The sequence below is a fragment of the Clostridium sp. X genome, from assembly GCF_055755365.1.
The window spans coordinates 206104-223629 of record NZ_CM146912.1 but is presented as its reverse complement, the minus strand read 5'-3'; the positions used below and the strand labels follow the sequence as shown (position 1 = coordinate 223629).

General features: G+C 31.8%; 16 protein-coding genes. 9 read left to right on the top strand and 7 right to left on the bottom strand.

Annotated elements, in window-relative coordinates; genetic code table 11:
* Nucleotides 1-100 precede the first annotated feature (100 nt).
* From ACX0KU_RS01060 to ACX0KU_RS01050, 3 genes are all read left to right on the top strand, one after another.
* Nucleotides 101-1186: an ABC transporter ATP-binding protein gene (locus ACX0KU_RS01060; protein ID WP_472991102.1), complete on the top strand. Its 1086-nt coding sequence runs from the start codon at nucleotides 101-103 to the stop codon at nucleotides 1184-1186.
* Nucleotides 1187-1251: 65 nt separating this feature from the next.
* Nucleotides 1252-2127 carry an ABC transporter permease gene (locus ACX0KU_RS01055; RefSeq protein WP_472992380.1) on the top strand — a complete coding sequence of 292 codons (876 nt, stop codon included), beginning with the start codon at nucleotides 1252-1254 and terminating at the stop codon, nucleotides 2125-2127.
* A gap of 3 nt (nucleotides 2128-2130) precedes the next feature.
* Nucleotides 2131-3969 (top strand): extracellular solute-binding protein, encoded by a 1839-nt coding sequence (locus ACX0KU_RS01050; protein WP_472991101.1) that lies wholly within the window; start codon nucleotides 2131-2133, stop codon nucleotides 3967-3969.
* A gap of 671 nt (nucleotides 3970-4640) precedes the next feature.
* Here the strand turns inward: ACX0KU_RS01050 and ACX0KU_RS01045 are convergent.
* Genes ACX0KU_RS01045 through ACX0KU_RS01035 form a run of 3 tightly spaced genes read right to left on the bottom strand, consistent with a single transcriptional unit; the run spans nucleotide 4641 to nucleotide 8812 of the window.
* Nucleotides 4641-6383, bottom strand: coding sequence for an NADH-dependent [FeFe] hydrogenase, group A6 (locus ACX0KU_RS01045; protein WP_472991100.1), 1743 nt, complete (start codon nucleotides 6381-6383; stop codon nucleotides 4641-4643).
* 22 nt (nucleotides 6384-6405) lie between these two features.
* A complete protein-coding gene (locus tag ACX0KU_RS01040) occupies nucleotides 6406-8289 on the bottom strand; it encodes an NADH-ubiquinone oxidoreductase-F iron-sulfur binding region domain-containing protein (RefSeq protein ID WP_472991099.1) in 1884 nt (627 codons plus the stop codon).
* Between the two features lie 37 nt (nucleotides 8290-8326).
* Nucleotides 8327-8812 carry an NADH-quinone oxidoreductase subunit NuoE family protein gene (locus ACX0KU_RS01035; protein ID WP_472991098.1) on the bottom strand — a complete coding sequence of 162 codons (486 nt, stop codon included), beginning with the start codon at nucleotides 8810-8812 and terminating at the stop codon, nucleotides 8327-8329.
* Between the two features lie 404 nt (nucleotides 8813-9216).
* On the opposite strand from ACX0KU_RS01035, the gene rluF reads away from it, so the two are divergent.
* The gene (gene rluF, locus ACX0KU_RS01030; protein ID WP_472991097.1) at nucleotides 9217-9918 is read left to right on the top strand and encodes a 23S rRNA pseudouridine(2604) synthase RluF; all 702 of its coding nucleotides are present in this window, start codon (nucleotides 9217-9219) and stop codon (nucleotides 9916-9918) included.
* Nucleotides 9919-9955: 37 nt separating this feature from the next.
* Here the strand turns inward: rluF and ACX0KU_RS01025 are convergent, their stop codons facing one another.
* Genes ACX0KU_RS01025 through ACX0KU_RS01015 form a run of 3 tightly spaced genes read right to left on the bottom strand, consistent with a single transcriptional unit; the run spans nucleotide 9956 to nucleotide 11015 of the window.
* Entirely contained in the window at nucleotides 9956-10252 is a 297-nt protein-coding gene (locus ACX0KU_RS01025) for a spore coat protein (protein ID WP_472991096.1), read from the bottom strand.
* Nucleotides 10252-10476, bottom strand: coding sequence for a hypothetical protein (locus ACX0KU_RS01020; protein ID WP_472991095.1), 225 nt, complete (start codon nucleotides 10474-10476; stop codon nucleotides 10252-10254). Before ACX0KU_RS01020 ends, ACX0KU_RS01025 begins: the two co-directional genes overlap by 1 nt.
* 41 nt (nucleotides 10477-10517) lie before the next feature.
* Nucleotides 10518-11015 carry a spore coat protein gene (locus tag ACX0KU_RS01015; RefSeq protein ID WP_472991094.1) on the bottom strand — a complete coding sequence of 166 codons (498 nt, stop codon included), beginning with the start codon at nucleotides 11013-11015 and terminating at the stop codon, nucleotides 10518-10520.
* Nucleotides 11016-11135: 120 nt separating this feature from the next.
* Here ACX0KU_RS01015 and ACX0KU_RS01010 point away from each other — a divergent pair, with 120 nt between their 5' ends.
* The 5 genes from ACX0KU_RS01010 (at nucleotide 11136) to ACX0KU_RS00990 (ending at nucleotide 16104) form a co-directional block, all read left to right on the top strand.
* Nucleotides 11136-13331 carry a DNA topoisomerase III gene (locus tag ACX0KU_RS01010; RefSeq protein WP_472991093.1) on the top strand — a complete coding sequence of 732 codons (2196 nt, stop codon included), beginning with the start codon at nucleotides 11136-11138 and terminating at the stop codon, nucleotides 13329-13331.
* Nucleotides 13332-13534: 203 nt separating this feature from the next.
* Nucleotides 13535-14365: an Mrp/NBP35 family ATP-binding protein gene (locus ACX0KU_RS01005; protein ID WP_472992379.1), complete on the top strand. Its 831-nt coding sequence runs from the start codon at nucleotides 13535-13537 to the stop codon at nucleotides 14363-14365.
* Between the two features lie 58 nt (nucleotides 14366-14423).
* A complete protein-coding gene (locus ACX0KU_RS01000) occupies nucleotides 14424-14783 on the top strand; it encodes a C-GCAxxG-C-C family (seleno)protein (protein WP_472991092.1) in 360 nt (119 codons plus the stop codon).
* Between the two features lie 36 nt (nucleotides 14784-14819).
* On the top strand, nucleotides 14820-15260 hold the full coding sequence (locus ACX0KU_RS00995; protein WP_472991091.1) for a DUF134 domain-containing protein: 441 nt from the start codon (nucleotides 14820-14822) through the stop codon (nucleotides 15258-15260).
* A 4-nt stretch (nucleotides 15261-15264) separates the two neighbouring features.
* The gene (locus ACX0KU_RS00990) at nucleotides 15265-16104 is read left to right on the top strand and encodes an MBL fold metallo-hydrolase (RefSeq protein ID WP_472991090.1); all 840 of its coding nucleotides are present in this window, start codon (nucleotides 15265-15267) and stop codon (nucleotides 16102-16104) included.
* Between the two features lie 91 nt (nucleotides 16105-16195).
* Here ACX0KU_RS00990 and ACX0KU_RS00985 read toward each other — a convergent pair whose 3' ends face one another.
* The gene (locus ACX0KU_RS00985) at nucleotides 16196-17404 is read right to left on the bottom strand and encodes a DEAD/DEAH box helicase (RefSeq protein WP_472991089.1); all 1209 of its coding nucleotides are present in this window, start codon (nucleotides 17402-17404) and stop codon (nucleotides 16196-16198) included.
* Nucleotides 17405-17526 lie beyond the last annotated feature (122 nt).

The window sequence follows — 17526 nt, the reverse complement described above, 5'->3', positions numbered from 1 at the left end:
GTAATAACCTCTTTCTTGGCCTATGCTATGCCATAAGGGGTTTTTCTTTTTAGTTTATAGGAAATTAAAATAACATGAAAAGTAAAGGAGTTGTTACGGTGTGACAGAGGATGTTTTTGTTCAATTGTCAAATGTTTGTAAGGTATATGATCAAGAGGATGCAGTAGTGAATAACTTAAACCTTGAGATTAAAAAAGGAGAGTTTTTGACCATATTAGGGCCAAGTGGTTGTGGAAAAACAACAACTTTAAGAATGATTGCTGGATTTGAAACACCTACTAATGGAAATATAATAATTGATGGAGAGAATATTACAGATAAATCACCACATCAAAGACCTGTAAATACAGCTTTTCAGAATTATGCTCTATTTCCACATATGAATATTTTTGATAATATTGCCTTTGGTTTAAAAATGAAAAAAGTACTAAAGGATGAAATTACTAAAAGAGTATTAGAAATGTTGAAGGTTGTTCGATTAGAAGGATATGAAAATAGGATGCCATCCCAGCTAAGTGGCGGTCAAATGCAGCGAGTAGCTATTGCTAGAGCTTTAATCAATAATCCAAAGGTTCTACTATTGGACGAGCCACTAGGCGCTCTTGATTTAAAACTTCGCAAACAGATGCAATTAGAACTTAAGTATCTTCAAAAAAATCTGGGTATAACCTTTATTTTTGTAACTCATGACCAAGAAGAAGCATTGACTATGTCAGATAGAATAGTAGTTATGAATAAAGGTGTAATAGAGCAGGTTGGAACACCGGAAGAGCTTTATGAAAGACCAAAAACTAAATTTGTAGCTGATTTCCTAGGAGAGACAAACCTTCTTGAAGGAGAAGTAATTAAAATAAAAGAAACTGAAGTATTGCTGCACTTAGAGCAGGAACAAGACATAATAAGAATTCCAAATCTTAATTATGATTTAGGAGATAAGTTTACAGTATCAGTAAGACCAGAGAGAATAAAGATAAAACTAGAACCAGAAGAAGGGGACGTTTACCTTCAATGTAAGCTAGATGAGAGAATTTATGTTGGTTCTAATATTAAGACAGTTATGGTGCTAAAAAACGGTAAAGAAATTGTGGTAAATGAACCAATAGGACAAAGCTATGACTTCCAAGATGAAACAAAAGATTACTTTGTAACTTGGAATCCAAAACATACAGTAGTAATTAAGGCATAGGGGGCAGAGAAATGGATAATAAGACTTCTCTTAACTTCAATACAAATACACCAAAAAATAAAACTATGTTTAGCGGGACTATAGATAGATTAAAGAAGTTATTGGGTGCATTTGTGACTATATTGCCAGTATCAATATGGATGTTAGCTTTTTTCATAGTTCCATTAATTTTAATTTTAGTAGTTAGCTTTGCATCAAGAGGAGAAGCAGGAGATATTGTATATAGTTTTACCTTAAGTAATTACGCAAGAATATTTGATAAGCTTTATCTTACTATCTTCTTTAAATCTATACTTATAGGACTAGTAACTACTATAATATGTTTAGTTTTAGGATATCCCTTTGCATTTATAATTGCACGCTCAGGGAAAAAGTTAAAACCACTATTTTTATTGTTAATTATGTTACCCTTTTGGACAAACTCCTTAGTTAGAACTTATGCTATGATAATACTTCTGAGAACTGAAGGAATTATTAATACTGTTCTTCTAAATATAGGATTAATAGATGTACCACTTCAGCTTATGTATAACAATATGGCTGTAATGATAGGCATGTTATATATGATGTTCCCATTTATGGTACTTCCTCTTTATGCATCAATTGATAAGCTTGACATGAGCTTACTGGAGGCAGCAGAAGATTTGGGAGCAAATCCTTTAAATAAGTTTTTAAAGGTAACTCTTCCACTAACAAAAGGAGGAATATTCTCAGGTTCACTTTTAGTATTTGTTCCAACCCTTGGACTGTTCTTTATAACAGACTTAATGGGAGGAAGCAAAGTAATGCTAATGAGTAATCTTGTCAAGAATCAATTTTTAACAGCAAGAGACTGGCCATTTGGATCAGCTATATCTGTTGTCCTTATGGTGGTAATGATAATATTAATCTTCTATTACACTAAATTTAATGGAAACAAAAATAAGTGGGAGGTGTTATAGAAGATGAAAAGTTCAAAAGGAACAATATTTAAATCTATATATGCCTTTTTGATATACATGTTTTTGTATATTCCTATAATAGTTCTTATAGTATTTTCCTTTAATGAATCTAAACTCAATGTAGTTTGGACTGGCTTTACCTTTAAGTGGTATGAAAGCTTAATGCACAATGCAGGCATACTTGGAGCTGTAAAGAATTCTCTTATAGTAGCGATTATTAGCACAATAATAGCCACTCTAGTTGGAACCCTAGCAGCAGTAGGACTTTATAGGTATAAGTTTAAAGGGAAAAATGTAATAGATTCTATACTAAATATACCGCTAATTATACCGGAAATAGTTATGGGTATATCCTTACTTGCATTCTTCTCAATCGTTGATATGCAACTTGGAATGAAGACCTTAATTATTGCACACGTAACCTTTAGTATAGCTTACGTAGTATCAGTTGTAAAAACTAGACTAGATGGATTTGATAAATCTGTTGAAGAAGCTGCTCTAGATTTAGGAGCTACACCACTGGAAACCTTCTTCCATGTTACATTGCCTATAATTATGCCTGGGGTTATTGGGGGAGCGTTACTTGCATTCACCTTATCTTTAGATGATGTAATTATAAGTTTCTTCGTAGCAGGAGCAGGAAGTACAACTCTTCCACTTAAGGTATTTTCAATGGTTAAGTTTGGTGTAACACCAGAAATAAATGCACTATCTACAATAATTATTTTGTTTACCTTTGTTGTTGTAGGATTATCTTCAGCACTAAAGAATGTGAACCTCAATATGAAAAAAATTGGAGCAGTAGTATTCTCAATCATATTTGTAATTTCAAGCTTAAGCTATGGAATTTGGAATTTTGCTAAGGCAAGTGATGGACCAAAGCAAGTACTTAATGTATTTAACTGGTCTGAATATCTTCCGCAATCAGTTATTGATAAGTTCGAGCAAACCTATGGTATAAAAGTTAATTATAGTACTTTCTCATCTAATGAAGAGATGCTTGCAAAGCTTATGGCTGGCGGGGGAGAATATGATATTGCTGTAGCAAGTGATTTCATGGTTGAAATCCTTAAAAAGCAAAATTTAATAAAAGAGATTAATAAGGATAACATACCTAATATAAAGAATATGGGAAAAGAATTCTTAGATTTACCTTTTGATAAGGGAAATAAATACAGTGTACCATATATGTGGCTTGCTGGAATAATAGCTTATGATAGCTCAAAAGTTTCAGAAGGTACTATTACAAGTTACGCTGATTTATGGAAGCCTGAATTTAAAAATTCCTTGGTTATATTAGATGATCAAAGAGCAATAATAGGTATTACATTAAAGAAATTAGGATACTCTTTAAATGAAACTTCTCCAGAAGCTCTAGCAAAAGCAAAAGAAGAGCTAACAAAACTTCAAGCTAATGTTAAAGCCTATGATAGCGATAGTCCAAAGACTAGCCTTATAAACGGAGAAGCTAAAGCAATATTCGCTTGGGGTGCAGAAGGTTCTCTTGCAAAGAGAGATAATCCAAAGGTAAAATATGCAATGCCAAGTGAAGGACTATTCCTTCAACAAGATAACTTTGTTATTCCAAAGAATGCAAAGAATGTTCAGGCAGCAGAATTATTTATGGATTTTATAATGCAGCCAGAAATCTCCGCTGAAATTTCAGCTGAGTTCCCATACGGAAATCCAAATGTGGCAGCTCATGAATTCATAGATGAGGAAATTCTTTCTGATGAGGCAGTTTACCCAGCAAAAGAACATGTTAAGAAAGGCGAATATCTAAGAGACATTGGAGAAGCTATAACAGAACTAGATAGAATCTGGTCAGAAGTTAAACAGTAAAAATTGTTACACAAAGGCGGCCTGGATAATCTAGAGGTAAGGTACTAAAAATCCAAGGTATATAATTTAACAGAGAATCTTCACCACGTTAATAAGCTCTAAGTTTATTCCCTTAAAAATTACCTACCCATGCCTATGCAGCGTCCTGCTGCAGTCATGGCTCCCACCCGTCCTGGGTGGGAATTACGGTAATTTTTTAACTCATAAACTAAGAACTTCTAAAACTAGTTCAAAATTCTCTTAATTAATTATATACCTTTTTACTCTTAGTACCTTAAATTAGGTTAAGCAAGGCCGCCTTAGGTGACTTCTAATTTAAACAGCAATGTAAGCAGTTAAAGTTATATCCAGTAGTATTTATTATTATAAATACTGCTGGAAGTAAATTGTTGAAATTCAAGGTGCTTAAAATTTATACTTACTAGAGTTATTTAAATTCCAACTTTTTTAGATACAATAATAAATTAATAAGAACTTTGAAAGAAATTAAATAAGAGACTTAGCTAGACGTTTTAAAATTTTCGTAGAAGCCTCAAGGATGAGGCTTCAGCTTTAAGCATCAGGACGATGCATTTAAAGCGTTAAAAAATTTTAGATAAGTATAGCTTTAGTCTCTTAAATTTATTGAAAGTTCTTTGTTTTATTATTGTATCTAATTTATTTGTTGGAATTTAAATTTTATCTCTAGCAACGTAGTTAGTATGGAGTAATTCGTGTGCTTTTTCTCCACCGATTTCACCGATAAAGTCTTTGTACATCTGTTGTACAGCAGGGTTTTCGTGAGATTTTCTAATTGTTTTATTTCTATCTTCGGTATATAGAGCAGCCATTCTGGACTTAACTACTTCTATATTACCATTGTGGTATGGCTGTCCACCACCATCGATACATCCACCGGGACATGCCATTATTTCTATTGCATGATAATGGGCTTCTCCGGATTTTATAGATTCAAGTAGAGCTCTTGCATTTCCAAGTCCGTGAGCTACTCCAACCTTAATTTCTTGTCCATTAATATTTACAGAAGCTTCTTTTAGGCCTTCAAGACCTCGTACACCGTGGAATTCTACATTTTCTAGTGTTTCACCAGTAAGCCATTCATATGAAGTTCTAAGGGTGGCCTCAAGAACTCCTCCTGTAGTTCCGAATATTACAGATGCACCAGTAGATTCACCAAGAGGATTATCAAAGTCTTCATCAGGTAGGGTATTGAAGTCAATTCCAGCTTCCTTAATCATATCTCCAAGCTCTCTTGTAGTTATAACTAAGTCTACGTTATTTTCTCCTTCATTTTTCATTTCAGGACGAACTATTTCATATTTTTTGGCAACACAAGGCATAACAGATACTACAACTATTTTAGCAGGATCTATGCCTAGCTTTTGTGCAAGATAAGTCTTAGCTAAGGTTCCAAACATAACGTGAGGAGATTTACAAGTTGAAGGTATATCTAATAGTTCAGGGAATTGGTGCTCGATAAATTTAACCCAGCTCGGACAGCAACTTGTAAGAATAGGAAGTCTTCCACCATTTTGTAATCTATCTATGAATTCGTGAGCTTCTTCAACTATAGTTACATCAGCTGCGAAATCAGTATCAAATACATTCTTAAAACCAAGTCTCCTTAAGGCTGCTACCATTTTTCCAGTAACAATAGTTCCAGGTTCCATACCGAATTTTTCGCCAAGGGCAACTCTTATAGCTGGAGCAGTTTGAACTATAACATATTTATTAGGATCATCCAAGTATTTCCATAATCTGCCCATGTTATTTATTTCAGTTAGTGCTCCAGTAGGGCAAACTTGCACACATTGACCGCAAAAAGTACACATTGTATCAAGCATTGGAAGGTTAAAAGCAGGGGATACAACTGTTTCAAAACCCCTATCTACAGCAGAAAGAATACCACAAGTTTGTACTTCATTGCACATAGTTTCACATCTTCTGCACATTATACATTTATCAGGGTTTCTGTGTATTGAGGCACTAGAAGAGTCTGTTTTATAATTTGATTTTTCACCTTTATAGTGCACTCTTCTAATTCCTAGTTCAGCAGCTATAGATTGAAGTTGACATTGCATGTTCTTATCACATATAAGACAATCTGTTGGGTGATCAGATAATAAAAGCTCTACCATAGTACGTCTTGCTTTTATTGATCTGAGTGTGTCAGTCTTTACCACCATTCCCTCTGTAACTTTTGTAGCACAAGAAGGGGCAAGATTACGTCTTCCTTCAACTTCTACAACACAAACTCTACAAGATGCAGTTTTATTAACCATTTTTATATCGTGAAGATCTAGGTAGCATAATGTAGGGATGTGTATATTTATGGATTTTGCAGCATCCAAAATAGAAGTGCCTTCAGGAACGGTAATAGCAAAACCGTTTATCGTAAGATTCACCATATTCATGCTTATTAATCCTCTTTTCTTTTTATTTTCTTATAATTGCATTAAATTTACATTTTGATACGCAGGCGCCACATTTAATACATAAATTCTTATTAATGCTGTGAGGTTTCTTTAATTCACCTGAAATTGCGTTAACTGGGCAAATTTTTGCACAAGCTGTACATCCTATACACTTTTCAGAGATTATGCTATAACTTAAAAGGTCAGTACATACTCCAGCTGGACAGCTCTTATCTTCAACATGAGCAACATACTCATCCCAAAAGAAGTTCATAGTACTTAAAATCGGGTTTGGTGATGTTTGTCCAAGTCCACAAAGAGCTGTATCTTTTATTACGTTGCTTAATTCTTTTAAGTTATGGAGATCTTCCATAGTAGCTTTACCTTTACATATCTTCTCTAACATTTCAAAAAGTCTCTTATTACCTATTCTACAAGCAGTACATCTACCACAAGACTCATCTACACTAAATTCTAAGTAGAACTTTGATATATTAACCATACAGTCATCTTCGTCCATAACAATCATACCACCAGAACCCATCATAGAACCAATTGCAGTAAGATGTTCATAGTCTATAGGAGTATCTAGATGCTTTGAGGGAATACATCCTCCAGATGGACCACCAGTTTGAACGGCTTTAAACGCTTTATGGTTTCTTATACCTCCACCAAGTTCGTAAATTATTTCTCTTAAAGTTATACCCATAGGAACTTCTACTAGACCTACGTTATTAATTTTTCCAGCTAGGGCAAATACTTTAGTACCTTTGCTTCTTTCAGTACCAATAGAACTAAACCATTCAGCTCCTTTTAATAAAATAGGGCTAATATTTGCTAAAGTTTCTACATTATTTATATTAGTAGGCTTATTCCATAGTCCACTTTCGGCAGGGTATGGTGGTTTTACTGTTGGCTCACCACGATTACCTTCAATAGAGCTTATAAGAGCAGTTTCTTCACCACATACAAATGCCCCAGCACCATATTTTAAGGCAATATCAAAAGAGAAACCAGAACCTAATATATCTTTTCCAAGTAAACCTTCTGCATAGGCTTGTTCAATTGCGATTCTAAGTCTTTCTATTGCAAGAGGGTATTCGGCTCTAATATAAATGTATCCTTGACTTGCACCAATACAATAACCAGTAATAGCCATAGCTTCAAGTACAGAATGGGGGTCACCTTCTAGGATACTTCTGTCCATAAAGGCACCAGGGTCACCTTCATCTGCATTACAAATTACATATTTTATATCAGATTTAGATTTACGAGTAGTTTCCCATTTAAGGCCAGTAGGGAAACCACCACCACCACGTCCTCTAAGTCCACTTTTTTTAATCTCATCAATAACTTTTTCAGGAGTCATTTCCATTAGGACTTTTCCTAAGGCTAAATACCCATCTACAGCTATATATTCTTTAATATTCTCAGGATTAATGAGTCCACAATTTCTTAAAGCAATTCTTACTTGTTTTTTATAAAAAGGTAAGTCATCTTGCCTTGGAAGAGGATGATGAGTTTCAGGTTCCTTGTACACACACTCCTTAACCACATTTCCTTTTAAAATATGTTCTTCTACAATTAATTTTGCTTTCTCAGGTGTAACCTCAATATAGAAAATATTATCAGGCATTACTTTTACTATGGGACCTTTTTCACAAAAACCGAAGCATCCAGTATTAACTACTTGTACATTATTTTCAAGTCCATTTTTCCTCAATAGTTCTTTAAAGTTCTCAAATACATCGATACCACCAGAGGCATGACATCCAGTACCTCCACAGACAAGGATATCTATTTTTGAACTATCTCTATTGGGAATATCTAAAGTACGATTTTCAATACAGGCTTTATATTTATCTTTTAAGGATTTTAGCTCCTCAAGGGAGTTTATTCTGCTCATATCTATACCTCCAATCTCTGAACTAAACAACTTGCTCTTACTTATCTCTATACTCTTTAATTATTCCATCAACATTTTCTACCGTTAATCTACCATAAACCTTGCCATCTACTGTTACAACAGGAGCAAGACCACAAGCGCCAATACATCTTAAACTATCAACTGTAAACATTCCGTCAGGAGAAGTATTACCCTCTGTAATATTGAGAGTTTCCCTGAACTTTTTAAGAATTTTATCAGCACCCTTAACAAAGCAAGCAGTGCCCATACAAACATTTATAACATGCTTTCCACGTGGTTCCATAGTAAAGAATGAATAGAAGGTAGTAACACCATAAACCTTTGCAGCTGTTACACCAAGCTTTCTAGAAATAAAAAGTTGTAATTCAGATGGAAGATATCCAAATATATCTTGAGCCCTATGAAGTACATTAATAAGACAGCCTTCTTTATCTTCAAGACTATCAATGTATTCTTCCAATTCTATTAAATTTTTCTTGTCTAACTTATTTTTTTCATCCATCATTTCCTGCCTAAGCAGTTTTCACCTTCCTTGCTTTAAAATTGATAATTTTTTAATGTTCAATATAACAATTAATACATCTATAGGGGGAATGTTACTGTGATAGTTAGAGTGTGAAATAGGATAATTACATGAAATTAGAAAATAATAAAGATAAATCTTAAGAAAAAGAGTTATCTCTAGGAAAAATCATTCCTATATATGTATATACATAATAATACAAAATTATATCAATATTCAAGTAGTGGATAAAATTTTTAAAGTTATAATAAAGACATAAACTTAATAACAAGTAGTTGTTTTAAGAAAATAGAGATATGATATAATAATGAATGAAATAATTAGTTTTAATTAACATATAATATGAAATTAAGCGGAAAAAGATAAAAGGAAAGGTTTTGAAGATGAGAATTAATAAGTTTATTAGTGAAACAGGTATTTGTTCAAGGCGAAAAGCAGATGAAATTATACAAGCAGGAAAAGTTACTATTAATGGAGTCATTGCTGAGCTTGGAAGTACTGCAGAACCAGGAGATGATGTGCGAATTGACGGAAAACCTCTTGGCATAAAGAAGAAAAATGTATATATTGCATTAAATAAACCTGTAGGAATTACATCTACTACAGAAACTCATATAAAAGGGAATATTGTAAACTTTGTAAATCATCCAGAGAGAATTTTCCCTATAGGAAGACTAGATAAGGATTCAGATGGGCTTATTTTGCTCACTAACGATGGAGATATTGTAAATAAGATTCTACGGTCAGAGAATGATCATGAAAAAGAATACATAGTTACGGTAAATAAACCAATTACAAATGCATTTTTGGAAGGTATGGCTAGTGGAGTAAAGATACTTGGTACCATAACTAAACCTTGTATAGTAACAAGACAAGGTGAAAAAGCATTTAAGATAATTCTCACACAAGGACTTAATCGTCAAATAAGAAGAATGTGTCAAGTATTTGATTATAAAGTGGTTAGATTACAACGAATTAGGATTATGAATATACATCTTGGAAAGTTAAAGAAAGGACAATGGAGAGATTTAACTGAAAAAGAACTTACTGAGCTTATGAAAAAAATAGAATACAAAATAAAATAAGAAAATTGCTTTGCAATTTTCTTATTTTATTTTGCAATTATCTTCCGCTTGATAGATTTTCGGAGTTGTTATAGGCTTTAGTCAGTTGTTCTTCGGGAGTATCTAAGGCTGGATACCATCCTTTTCTAATGGCTATATCAACTAGTTCAAAATGATCTTTAATAGCATAATCAAGCTGAGAATCAATTATAGTTCTAAGATCAGGATTAATAATTTTTGATGCAAATTTAGCTAAGTTTATTATTTTACACTTAGAATCATTAATCATATCAATTGCTACATCTTTCTTTGTTAAAGTATTACTTCCACCTAATAGCATATCCATTATAGACATTATTTTCCCTCCTGCTTTTTTGTGTCAATTGCACTATTAACAAAATCTCTAATAGATGAAATACTTTTATTCTTTGTATCCAATGATCTTTTCATAAAAATTTCTAACTCATCGTCTTGAACCATAGACAGAGCAGCATGAATTTTTTTAAAACTAACTACCTCCATATTTAAGAGCTCTTTAAGTCCAATAATCTCATAGGGAGCTAATTTAGTATCAATCATAATGTTACCTCCAGTTAAAGTTTTATTTATTATGTAGCTTATTAGTTTTTATCTATAGATCCTATAGCATCTAATTCACTCTGAAGTTGTGTTTTAGGATCAGCATAAGGATCGTACCATTTTTTGCTTATAGCCATATCAAGAATTTTACGATGTGAATTTATATAACTATATAATTGTTTTACAAGCTTTCCTCTAACTTGTGCATTAGTAGTTGCTGTTAGTGTTACTGATAGTGAATTAATTGTAGCTTTAGAGCTTGCTAGTAAATCTAGAAACACATCTTTATCACTTAATTGTTCCTTGTCTGACATAGCTTTATCCTCCTTTTTATCATTAGCTGGCTTTGAAGATAAATCAGATTGCAAATTTTCAAGGATAGTTTTTTTAGAATCTAAGTATTCTTTTATAAAATCTTTTAAATCTTTATCTTGAGGCATATCCATAGTTATAGAAATTTTCTTTATCCCAATCATTTCTTCACTTATAAATTCATTAATTTCTAATAATTCATGTATAGCTAATTCTAAACTTTCCATTTAAAGCACCTCCCAATATTAATAGGATGTGCTATAAAATCTTAAAATATTAGAGATTAATAGCGTATGAAGCTTTAATTATGGTATTATATTTTATATAACTTTGAGAGGACTGTTTAAATGAATAAAATATTAGTACTTGCTGAAAAACCTTCAGTTGGAAGGGACATAGCTAGAGTTTTAAACTGCAATAAAAAAGGAAATGGATATTTAGAAGGTGAAAAGTATATAGTTACCTGGGCATTAGGTCATTTAGTTACCTTAGCTGACCCAGAGGCTTATGATGAAAAATATAAGTCATGGAAAATAGAAGATTTACCAATGCTCCCACCTCACTTAAAACTTGTTGTTATAAAGCAAAGTGGAAAACAATTTAGTGCTGTTAAAGAGCAGATGAATAGAAAAGATGTTAGTGAAATTGTTATAGCTACCGATGCAGGAAGAGAAGGAGAGCTAGTGGCTAGATGGATTTTAGACAAAGCTCATATTAAAAAGCCTTTAAAGCGTCTTTGGATTTCCTCAGTGACAGATAAGGCTATTAAAGAAGGATTTAAAAATCTAAAACCTTCATCGCAGTATGATAATTTATACAAGGCAGCAGCATGTAGATCAGAAGCTGATTGGGTTGTAGGATTAAATATTACAAGAGCTCTTACTTGTAAGCATAATGCTCAGTTAACAGCAGGTAGGGTACAGTCAGCAACTCTTGCTATGATAGTTAATCGAGAAGAAGAGATAAGAAACTTTAAGCCAAAAGATTATTTTATAATAAATGCTAAGACAAGGGATTTTACTCTTCAGTGGAGAGATAAGAATAATAATAGCAATATTTTTGAAGAAGATAAGGTAAATAAGATTATTTTAGCAACAAGAAGTAAACAAGGAAATGTAGTTGAAGTAAATGAAAGCGCTAAAAAGCAATTTGCACCTTCACTTTATGATTTAACTGAGTTACAAAGAGATGCAAATAGAATTTTTGGATACTCAGCTAAACAAACCTTATCTATAATGCAAAGATTATATGAGAATTACAAGGTACTAACTTATCCAAGAACAGATTCAAGGTATATTTCTGCTGATATAGTAGCCACATTACCAGACCGTTTAAAAGCAATTTCTGTAGGAAACTATAGGGCACTAGCAACTGAAATATTAAATAATAAGATAAATGCCCACAAAGGCTTTGTAGATAATAGCAAAGTAAGTGACCATCATGCAATAATTCCAACAGAGGAAAGAGGAAATATAGCTCTTTTAAGCAGTGAAGAGAGACATATTTATGACTTAGTAGTTAAGAGATTTTTATCTGTTATGCTACCTCCATATGAATATTTACAAACAACTATAAAAGTTGATATCAATGGTGAAACTTTTATGGCTAAAGGAAATGTAATAAAATCAAAAGGATGGAAAAAGGTATACGATAGAGCTGATGACTTAGTAGACGATGAAGATGAAAGAGATAGTCAAGTGCTACCAATAGTTAAAAAAGATGACAAGCTAAATATAATTTCAGTGGAGAGTAAGAATCTTAAGACAAAACCACCAGCAAGATTTAATGAAGGTACATTACTATCAGCTATGGAAAAGCCACAAAAATATGTAGCTGTAGATAAAATTGCTGCTAAAACCCTAGGAGAAACAGGTGGAATAGGAACTGTTGCTACAAGAGCTGATATTATTGAAAAGCTATTTAATATGTTCTATATAGAGAAAAATGGCAAGGAAATAGTTCCTACTTCAAAAGGAAAACAACTTATAGAGCTTGTACCAGAAGAATTAAAATCACCATTAATGACGGCTAAATGGGAGCTTGAATTAGAGCTTATAAGTAAAGGAAAGAAAGATCCAAAAGCTTTCACAGAAGAAATGAGAAAATATGCAGCTGAACTAGTTCAAGAAGTTAAGGGAAGTAGTGATAAGTTTAAACATGACAATCTTACTGGCAAGAAGTGCCCGAGTTGTGGCAAATATATGCTAGAAGTTAAGGGTAAACATGGAGTAATGAATGTGTGCCAAGACAGAGAGTGCGGTCATAGAGAAAATGTAAGTAAAGTTACCAATGCAAGATGTCCAGAATGTAAGAAGAGATTAGAGCTTAGGGGACAGGGAGAAGGGCAAATATATATTTGTGCAAATACAAACTGTAATTTTAGAGAAAAGGCATCTTCATTTAACAAGAGATTTGATAAGAAGAATGAGAAAGTAAATAAAAAAGATGTTCAAAACTATATGAATAAAATGAAAAAAGAAGCGGATCAAGATATAAATAATCCTTTTGGAGCTTTAATGGATATGTTTAAGGATCAAAAGTAAAAAGCTAGTAATGAGTTATTAACACATAAAGCAATGTAATCGAAAATCTTTAACTAAATATATTAATTTGTAAAAAGACCTTTTTATCAAACTGATAAGAAGGTCTTCTTTTGGGAAAAAAATGTAATTGGCATTTGACAATAATAAAAAATAGGAGTAATATAAAAGTGGCAAATGCCAATATACATATAGGAGATGATTTCATGTCAGGGTGTACTACATGTCCATCAAGTGACGGATGTTCAAAGGATAAGGAAAGCTGTATGATTAAAAACAATCCTTTAAACAATGTTAAAAAAATTATTGGAGTTATGAGTGGAAAAGGTGGAGTAGGTAAATCTTCAATTTCTGTGCTTATTGCAAAACATTTAAAGCAGCTTGGATATAGTGTTGGAGTATTAGATGCAGATATAACAGGACCAAGTGCTCCAAGACTTCTTGGTTTAAAAGGAAAAAGAGCTATGGGGACTGAAGAGATGATGTTACCTGTTGAAACTAGTGATGGTATAAAGGTTATGTCATTAAATCTTTTAAATGATAAGGAAGAGGAACCTGTGATTTGGAGAGGTCCAATGATTTCAGGTATAGTTGAACAGTTTTGGACAGATGTTCTTTGGGGAGACCTTGATTACCTAGTGATTGATATGCCTCCAGGAACAGGAGATGTTGCTTTAACAGTAATGCAGTCTATTCCAATAAGTGGAATAGTTATGGTATCAATACCACAGGACCTTGTTTCTATGATAGTTTCTAAAGCTGTAAATATGGCAAAAAAGATGAATATTAATGTTTTAGGTGTTATTGAAAATATGAGTTATATAACTTGTCCGGATTGTGATAAAAAAATAAAACTCTTTAATGGAGAAAATACAGATAAGTTTTTAAAGGAAATGAATTTAAAACTTATAGCAGAGCTTCCAATGTTAGATAGTATAAATAATTTATCAGATCATGGATATGAAAGTGAAAATGAGAGTCTTGAATTAATTTTCAATCCTATAGTAAGAAATATTATTAAAGATTTGGAGGAATAGAATTATTAAAATTATAGGAATATTCTAGTTACGGCTAAAGAATAAAAGGAGAATGCAAATGACACATGTTTTAGAGTATCATAAACAAGGTTATAATTGTGCAGAGTCTGTTATAAAAGCAATAAATGAAGAAAAAAATTTAAATATACCAGTTGCAATAGCAACTCCCTTTGGTTCAGGTATGAATGTTGGATCTGCTTGTGGAGCAATTACTGGAGCATTGATGGTTTTAGGAGCAGTGAAAGATAGAAAAATAAGTGAAAGTCCAAATGAAGTAAGAAAGATTACTAAAGAAGTAATGAATAAAGTAAAAGAAAAGTATGGAACATTTGAATGTATAGAACTAAAGAGAAAAGGTATACCTTGTGATGAAATAATAGAATATGCCTATGATGTTTTAACAAAATGTATTGAATAAATAATATGTTAAATTTAATATAAGGGTGGATTTAAATTGTCAAGACCAACAAAATTTAGAAGAGTAGAATTTTTCCCCAAAAATACTTATTTTGTTCCATGGGGAAAACCTAAATGTGAGATTAAAGAGATAGGTTTAAAGGTAGAAGAACTTGAAGCAATGCGACTAAAAGATATTGAAGAATTAAATCAAGAAGAGTGTGCCGAAAAAATGCAGGTATCAAGGCAAACTTTTCAAAATATTATCGATAGTGCAAGGAAAAAGGTAGCTATTGCTTTGACTGAAGGAAATGCTATAAGAATAAGTGGTGGAAATTATAAAGCTACATTTTGTAAATTTAAATGTTCTAATTGTAGCAATGTATATGAAATGAGTTATGAGCAGGACAGGTATGTTTGTCCTGCTTGTGGTTCAGAAAAAGTTATATGCGGAAAAAAAGCTGATTTTTGTAAAAAATGGTGTAAGACAATGGAGTGATAAGGTGAAACTTACAATAACAACTCTTATTGAAAATAATACAGATGACAATGGAATTTTATTTAGTGAACATGGGTTTTCTCTTTATATTGAGATTGATGAAATTAAGATTTTATTTGATACAGGTGCAAGTGGAGACTTTATTAAAAATGCTGAAAAATTGAATGTTGATTTAAACAAATTAGAATATGTTGTACTAAGTCATGGACATTATGATCATAGTGGAGGTTTTACAAAACTTATAAATAATATGGGAAATTCATTTAAGTTAATTGTAGGAGAAGGCTTTTTTAGTGAAAAATACAAAGGGATAGAAGGAGATACCTATAAGTACATTGGTAATTCTTTTGATGAGGAGTATATTAATGAAAATAATATTCTCATAAGATATATTAAAGAAGACATATGCTACATTACTGAAAATATAATGATATTTTCTAATTTTAAAAGAAACAATAATTTTGAATTACGTAACCCCAAATTTTTAATAAAACATAATGAGAGTTATATTTTAGATGATTTTTTAGATGAAATAGTATTAGCGGTAAAACTTGAAAGAGGACTATTGATTATATTAGGATGCTCTCATGTTGGTATAGTAAATATTTTAGAAACAATAATAGAAAGAACTGGTATGACTATTTATGGAATTATTGGTGGAACTCATTTAATTGAAGCAGATGGGCAAAGATTAAATAATACAATTAACTTTTTAAAAGAAAAAAATATTAATATTTTAGGAATGTCTCATTGCACTGGAGAATATGCTATAGAGAAGATTAAACATGAATTTAAAGACAAATTTGTATATAATAACACCGGAAATATAATTAAAATAATATGAAATTTGTAGTGAAAATAATAAGATGTATCTATCATATGGGTAGACACATCTTATTTTAGTTTTAAAGAGAATATAAATGATTTTGTGTAAACTAATACTTATTCGTCTTTTTAATATAAGGTTTATTGTTGTTAGTATTAGAGGGTTTAAGTGAAGACTTTTTAGCAGACATAATCTTTCCTTTATAAACATCTTTAGCTTCAATATTTATATTAAAGTCTCTTTCAAGTTTCTTTATTAAGGAAATCTCTTTTTCAGTTACTATAGATATAGCAGTTCCAGTTTTCCCTGCTCTTCCTGTTCTGCCTACTCTATGTAAATACTCCTTTGTGTCTTCAGGTAAATCTAAATTAAATATATGAGTTACATCTTTTATATCGAGTCCTCTAGCAGATAAATCAGAGGAAATTAGAAGTTGAAGTCTTCCACCTTTAAAATCATCTATGGCCTTTTTTCGTTCTTCCTTTGAAGCTGATCCATATATACTATAAGCTTTAATTTTATGAAACTTAAGTTTTGAAGTAGTTATATCAATTACTTCTGAATTATTTATAAATACAATAGCTTTTTCAGGATTTATAGCTGCTATTAGTTTTCTTAAAACCTCAACCTTATCTCTTTGCTCTGCAGTAAAATACATGTGAGTAATATTTGGGTTTGCTATGGCTTCATCTTCAACTTTTACGACTACAGGATCCTTCATAAGAATTTGAGCAACACTTAAGGCTTTTTCATTTATAGTAGCTGAAAAAGTCATTAATTGTCTATCGCGCATAGTAGTCTTAATTACATCCTGTACTCCAGCTAAGTTTTTATCATCTAGAAGCTTATCGCCCTCATCGATAACTATTGTTTTAATAGTATGAGCACTTATTTTTCTATCCTTTATAAGCTTTAAAATTCTACCTGTAGATCCTACAATTATATGAGGCTTTTCCTTTAACTTTTCTATTTGTCTTTTTATATTAGCTTCCCCTATAACAGTTGCAGAAGTTACAGGAATACCAGAGTTCGAAGCAAGAAGTTTAATTTGAGCATCTATTTGTACAACTAGTTCATGAGTTGGAGCCAGGACAATAGCCTGCATTTCTCGTTTTGAACTATCTATCTTATGAAATATAGGAAGTAAGTAAGCTAAGGTTTTTCCACTTCCTGTTTGAGCTTGAGCAATAATATCTTTATTTTCCATTGCTAATGGAAGTGCTTTTTCTTGAATTTCTGTAGGTGCATTTATTTCTTGTTTTTTTAGACCATTTATAATATTTGAATTTATTCCTAATGTATTAAATGTAGTTGCCATATTTATCTCCTTTGTTCGTAGTAAAAACTTCATATAATTCTATACTTAGTGTATGATTTTGTCAAATGAATTATAGGTATTAATTCTAAGTATATTTTAAGTTAAATGATTGCTTATTTATT

Excerpts from the sequence above, each read along its gene's own strand:
- ACX0KU_RS01055 (WP_472992380.1), top strand. The coding sequence starts at position 1,252 with ATGTTTAGCGGGACTATAGATAGATTAAAGAAGTTATTGGGTGCATTT.
- ACX0KU_RS01050 (WP_472991101.1), top strand. The coding sequence starts at position 2,131 with ATGAAAAGTTCAAAAGGAACAATATTTAAATCTATATATGCCTTTTTG.
- ACX0KU_RS01045 (WP_472991100.1), bottom strand. The coding sequence starts at position 6,383 with ATGAATATGGTGAATCTTACGATAAACGGTTTTGCTATTACCGTTCCT.
- ACX0KU_RS01040 (WP_472991099.1), bottom strand. The coding sequence starts at position 8,289 with ATGAGCAGAATAAACTCCCTTGAGGAGCTAAAATCCTTAAAAGATAAA.
- ACX0KU_RS01035 (WP_472991098.1), bottom strand. The coding sequence starts at position 8,812 with ATGGATGAAAAAAATAAGTTAGACAAGAAAAATTTAATAGAATTGGAA.
- rluF (WP_472991097.1), top strand. The coding sequence starts at position 9,217 with ATGAGAATTAATAAGTTTATTAGTGAAACAGGTATTTGTTCAAGGCGA.
- ACX0KU_RS01025 (WP_472991096.1), bottom strand. The coding sequence starts at position 10,252 with ATGTCTATAATGGATATGCTATTAGGTGGAAGTAATACTTTAACAAAG.
- ACX0KU_RS01020 (WP_472991095.1), bottom strand. The coding sequence starts at position 10,476 with ATGATTGATACTAAATTAGCTCCCTATGAGATTATTGGACTTAAAGAG.
- ACX0KU_RS01015 (WP_472991094.1), bottom strand. The coding sequence starts at position 11,015 with ATGGAAAGTTTAGAATTAGCTATACATGAATTATTAGAAATTAATGAA.
- ACX0KU_RS01010 (WP_472991093.1), top strand. The coding sequence starts at position 11,136 with ATGAATAAAATATTAGTACTTGCTGAAAAACCTTCAGTTGGAAGGGAC.
- ACX0KU_RS01005 (WP_472992379.1), top strand. The coding sequence starts at position 13,535 with ATGTCAGGGTGTACTACATGTCCATCAAGTGACGGATGTTCAAAGGAT.
- ACX0KU_RS01000 (WP_472991092.1), top strand. The coding sequence starts at position 14,424 with ATGACACATGTTTTAGAGTATCATAAACAAGGTTATAATTGTGCAGAG.
- ACX0KU_RS00985 (WP_472991089.1), bottom strand. The coding sequence starts at position 17,404 with ATGGCAACTACATTTAATACATTAGGAATAAATTCAAATATTATAAAT.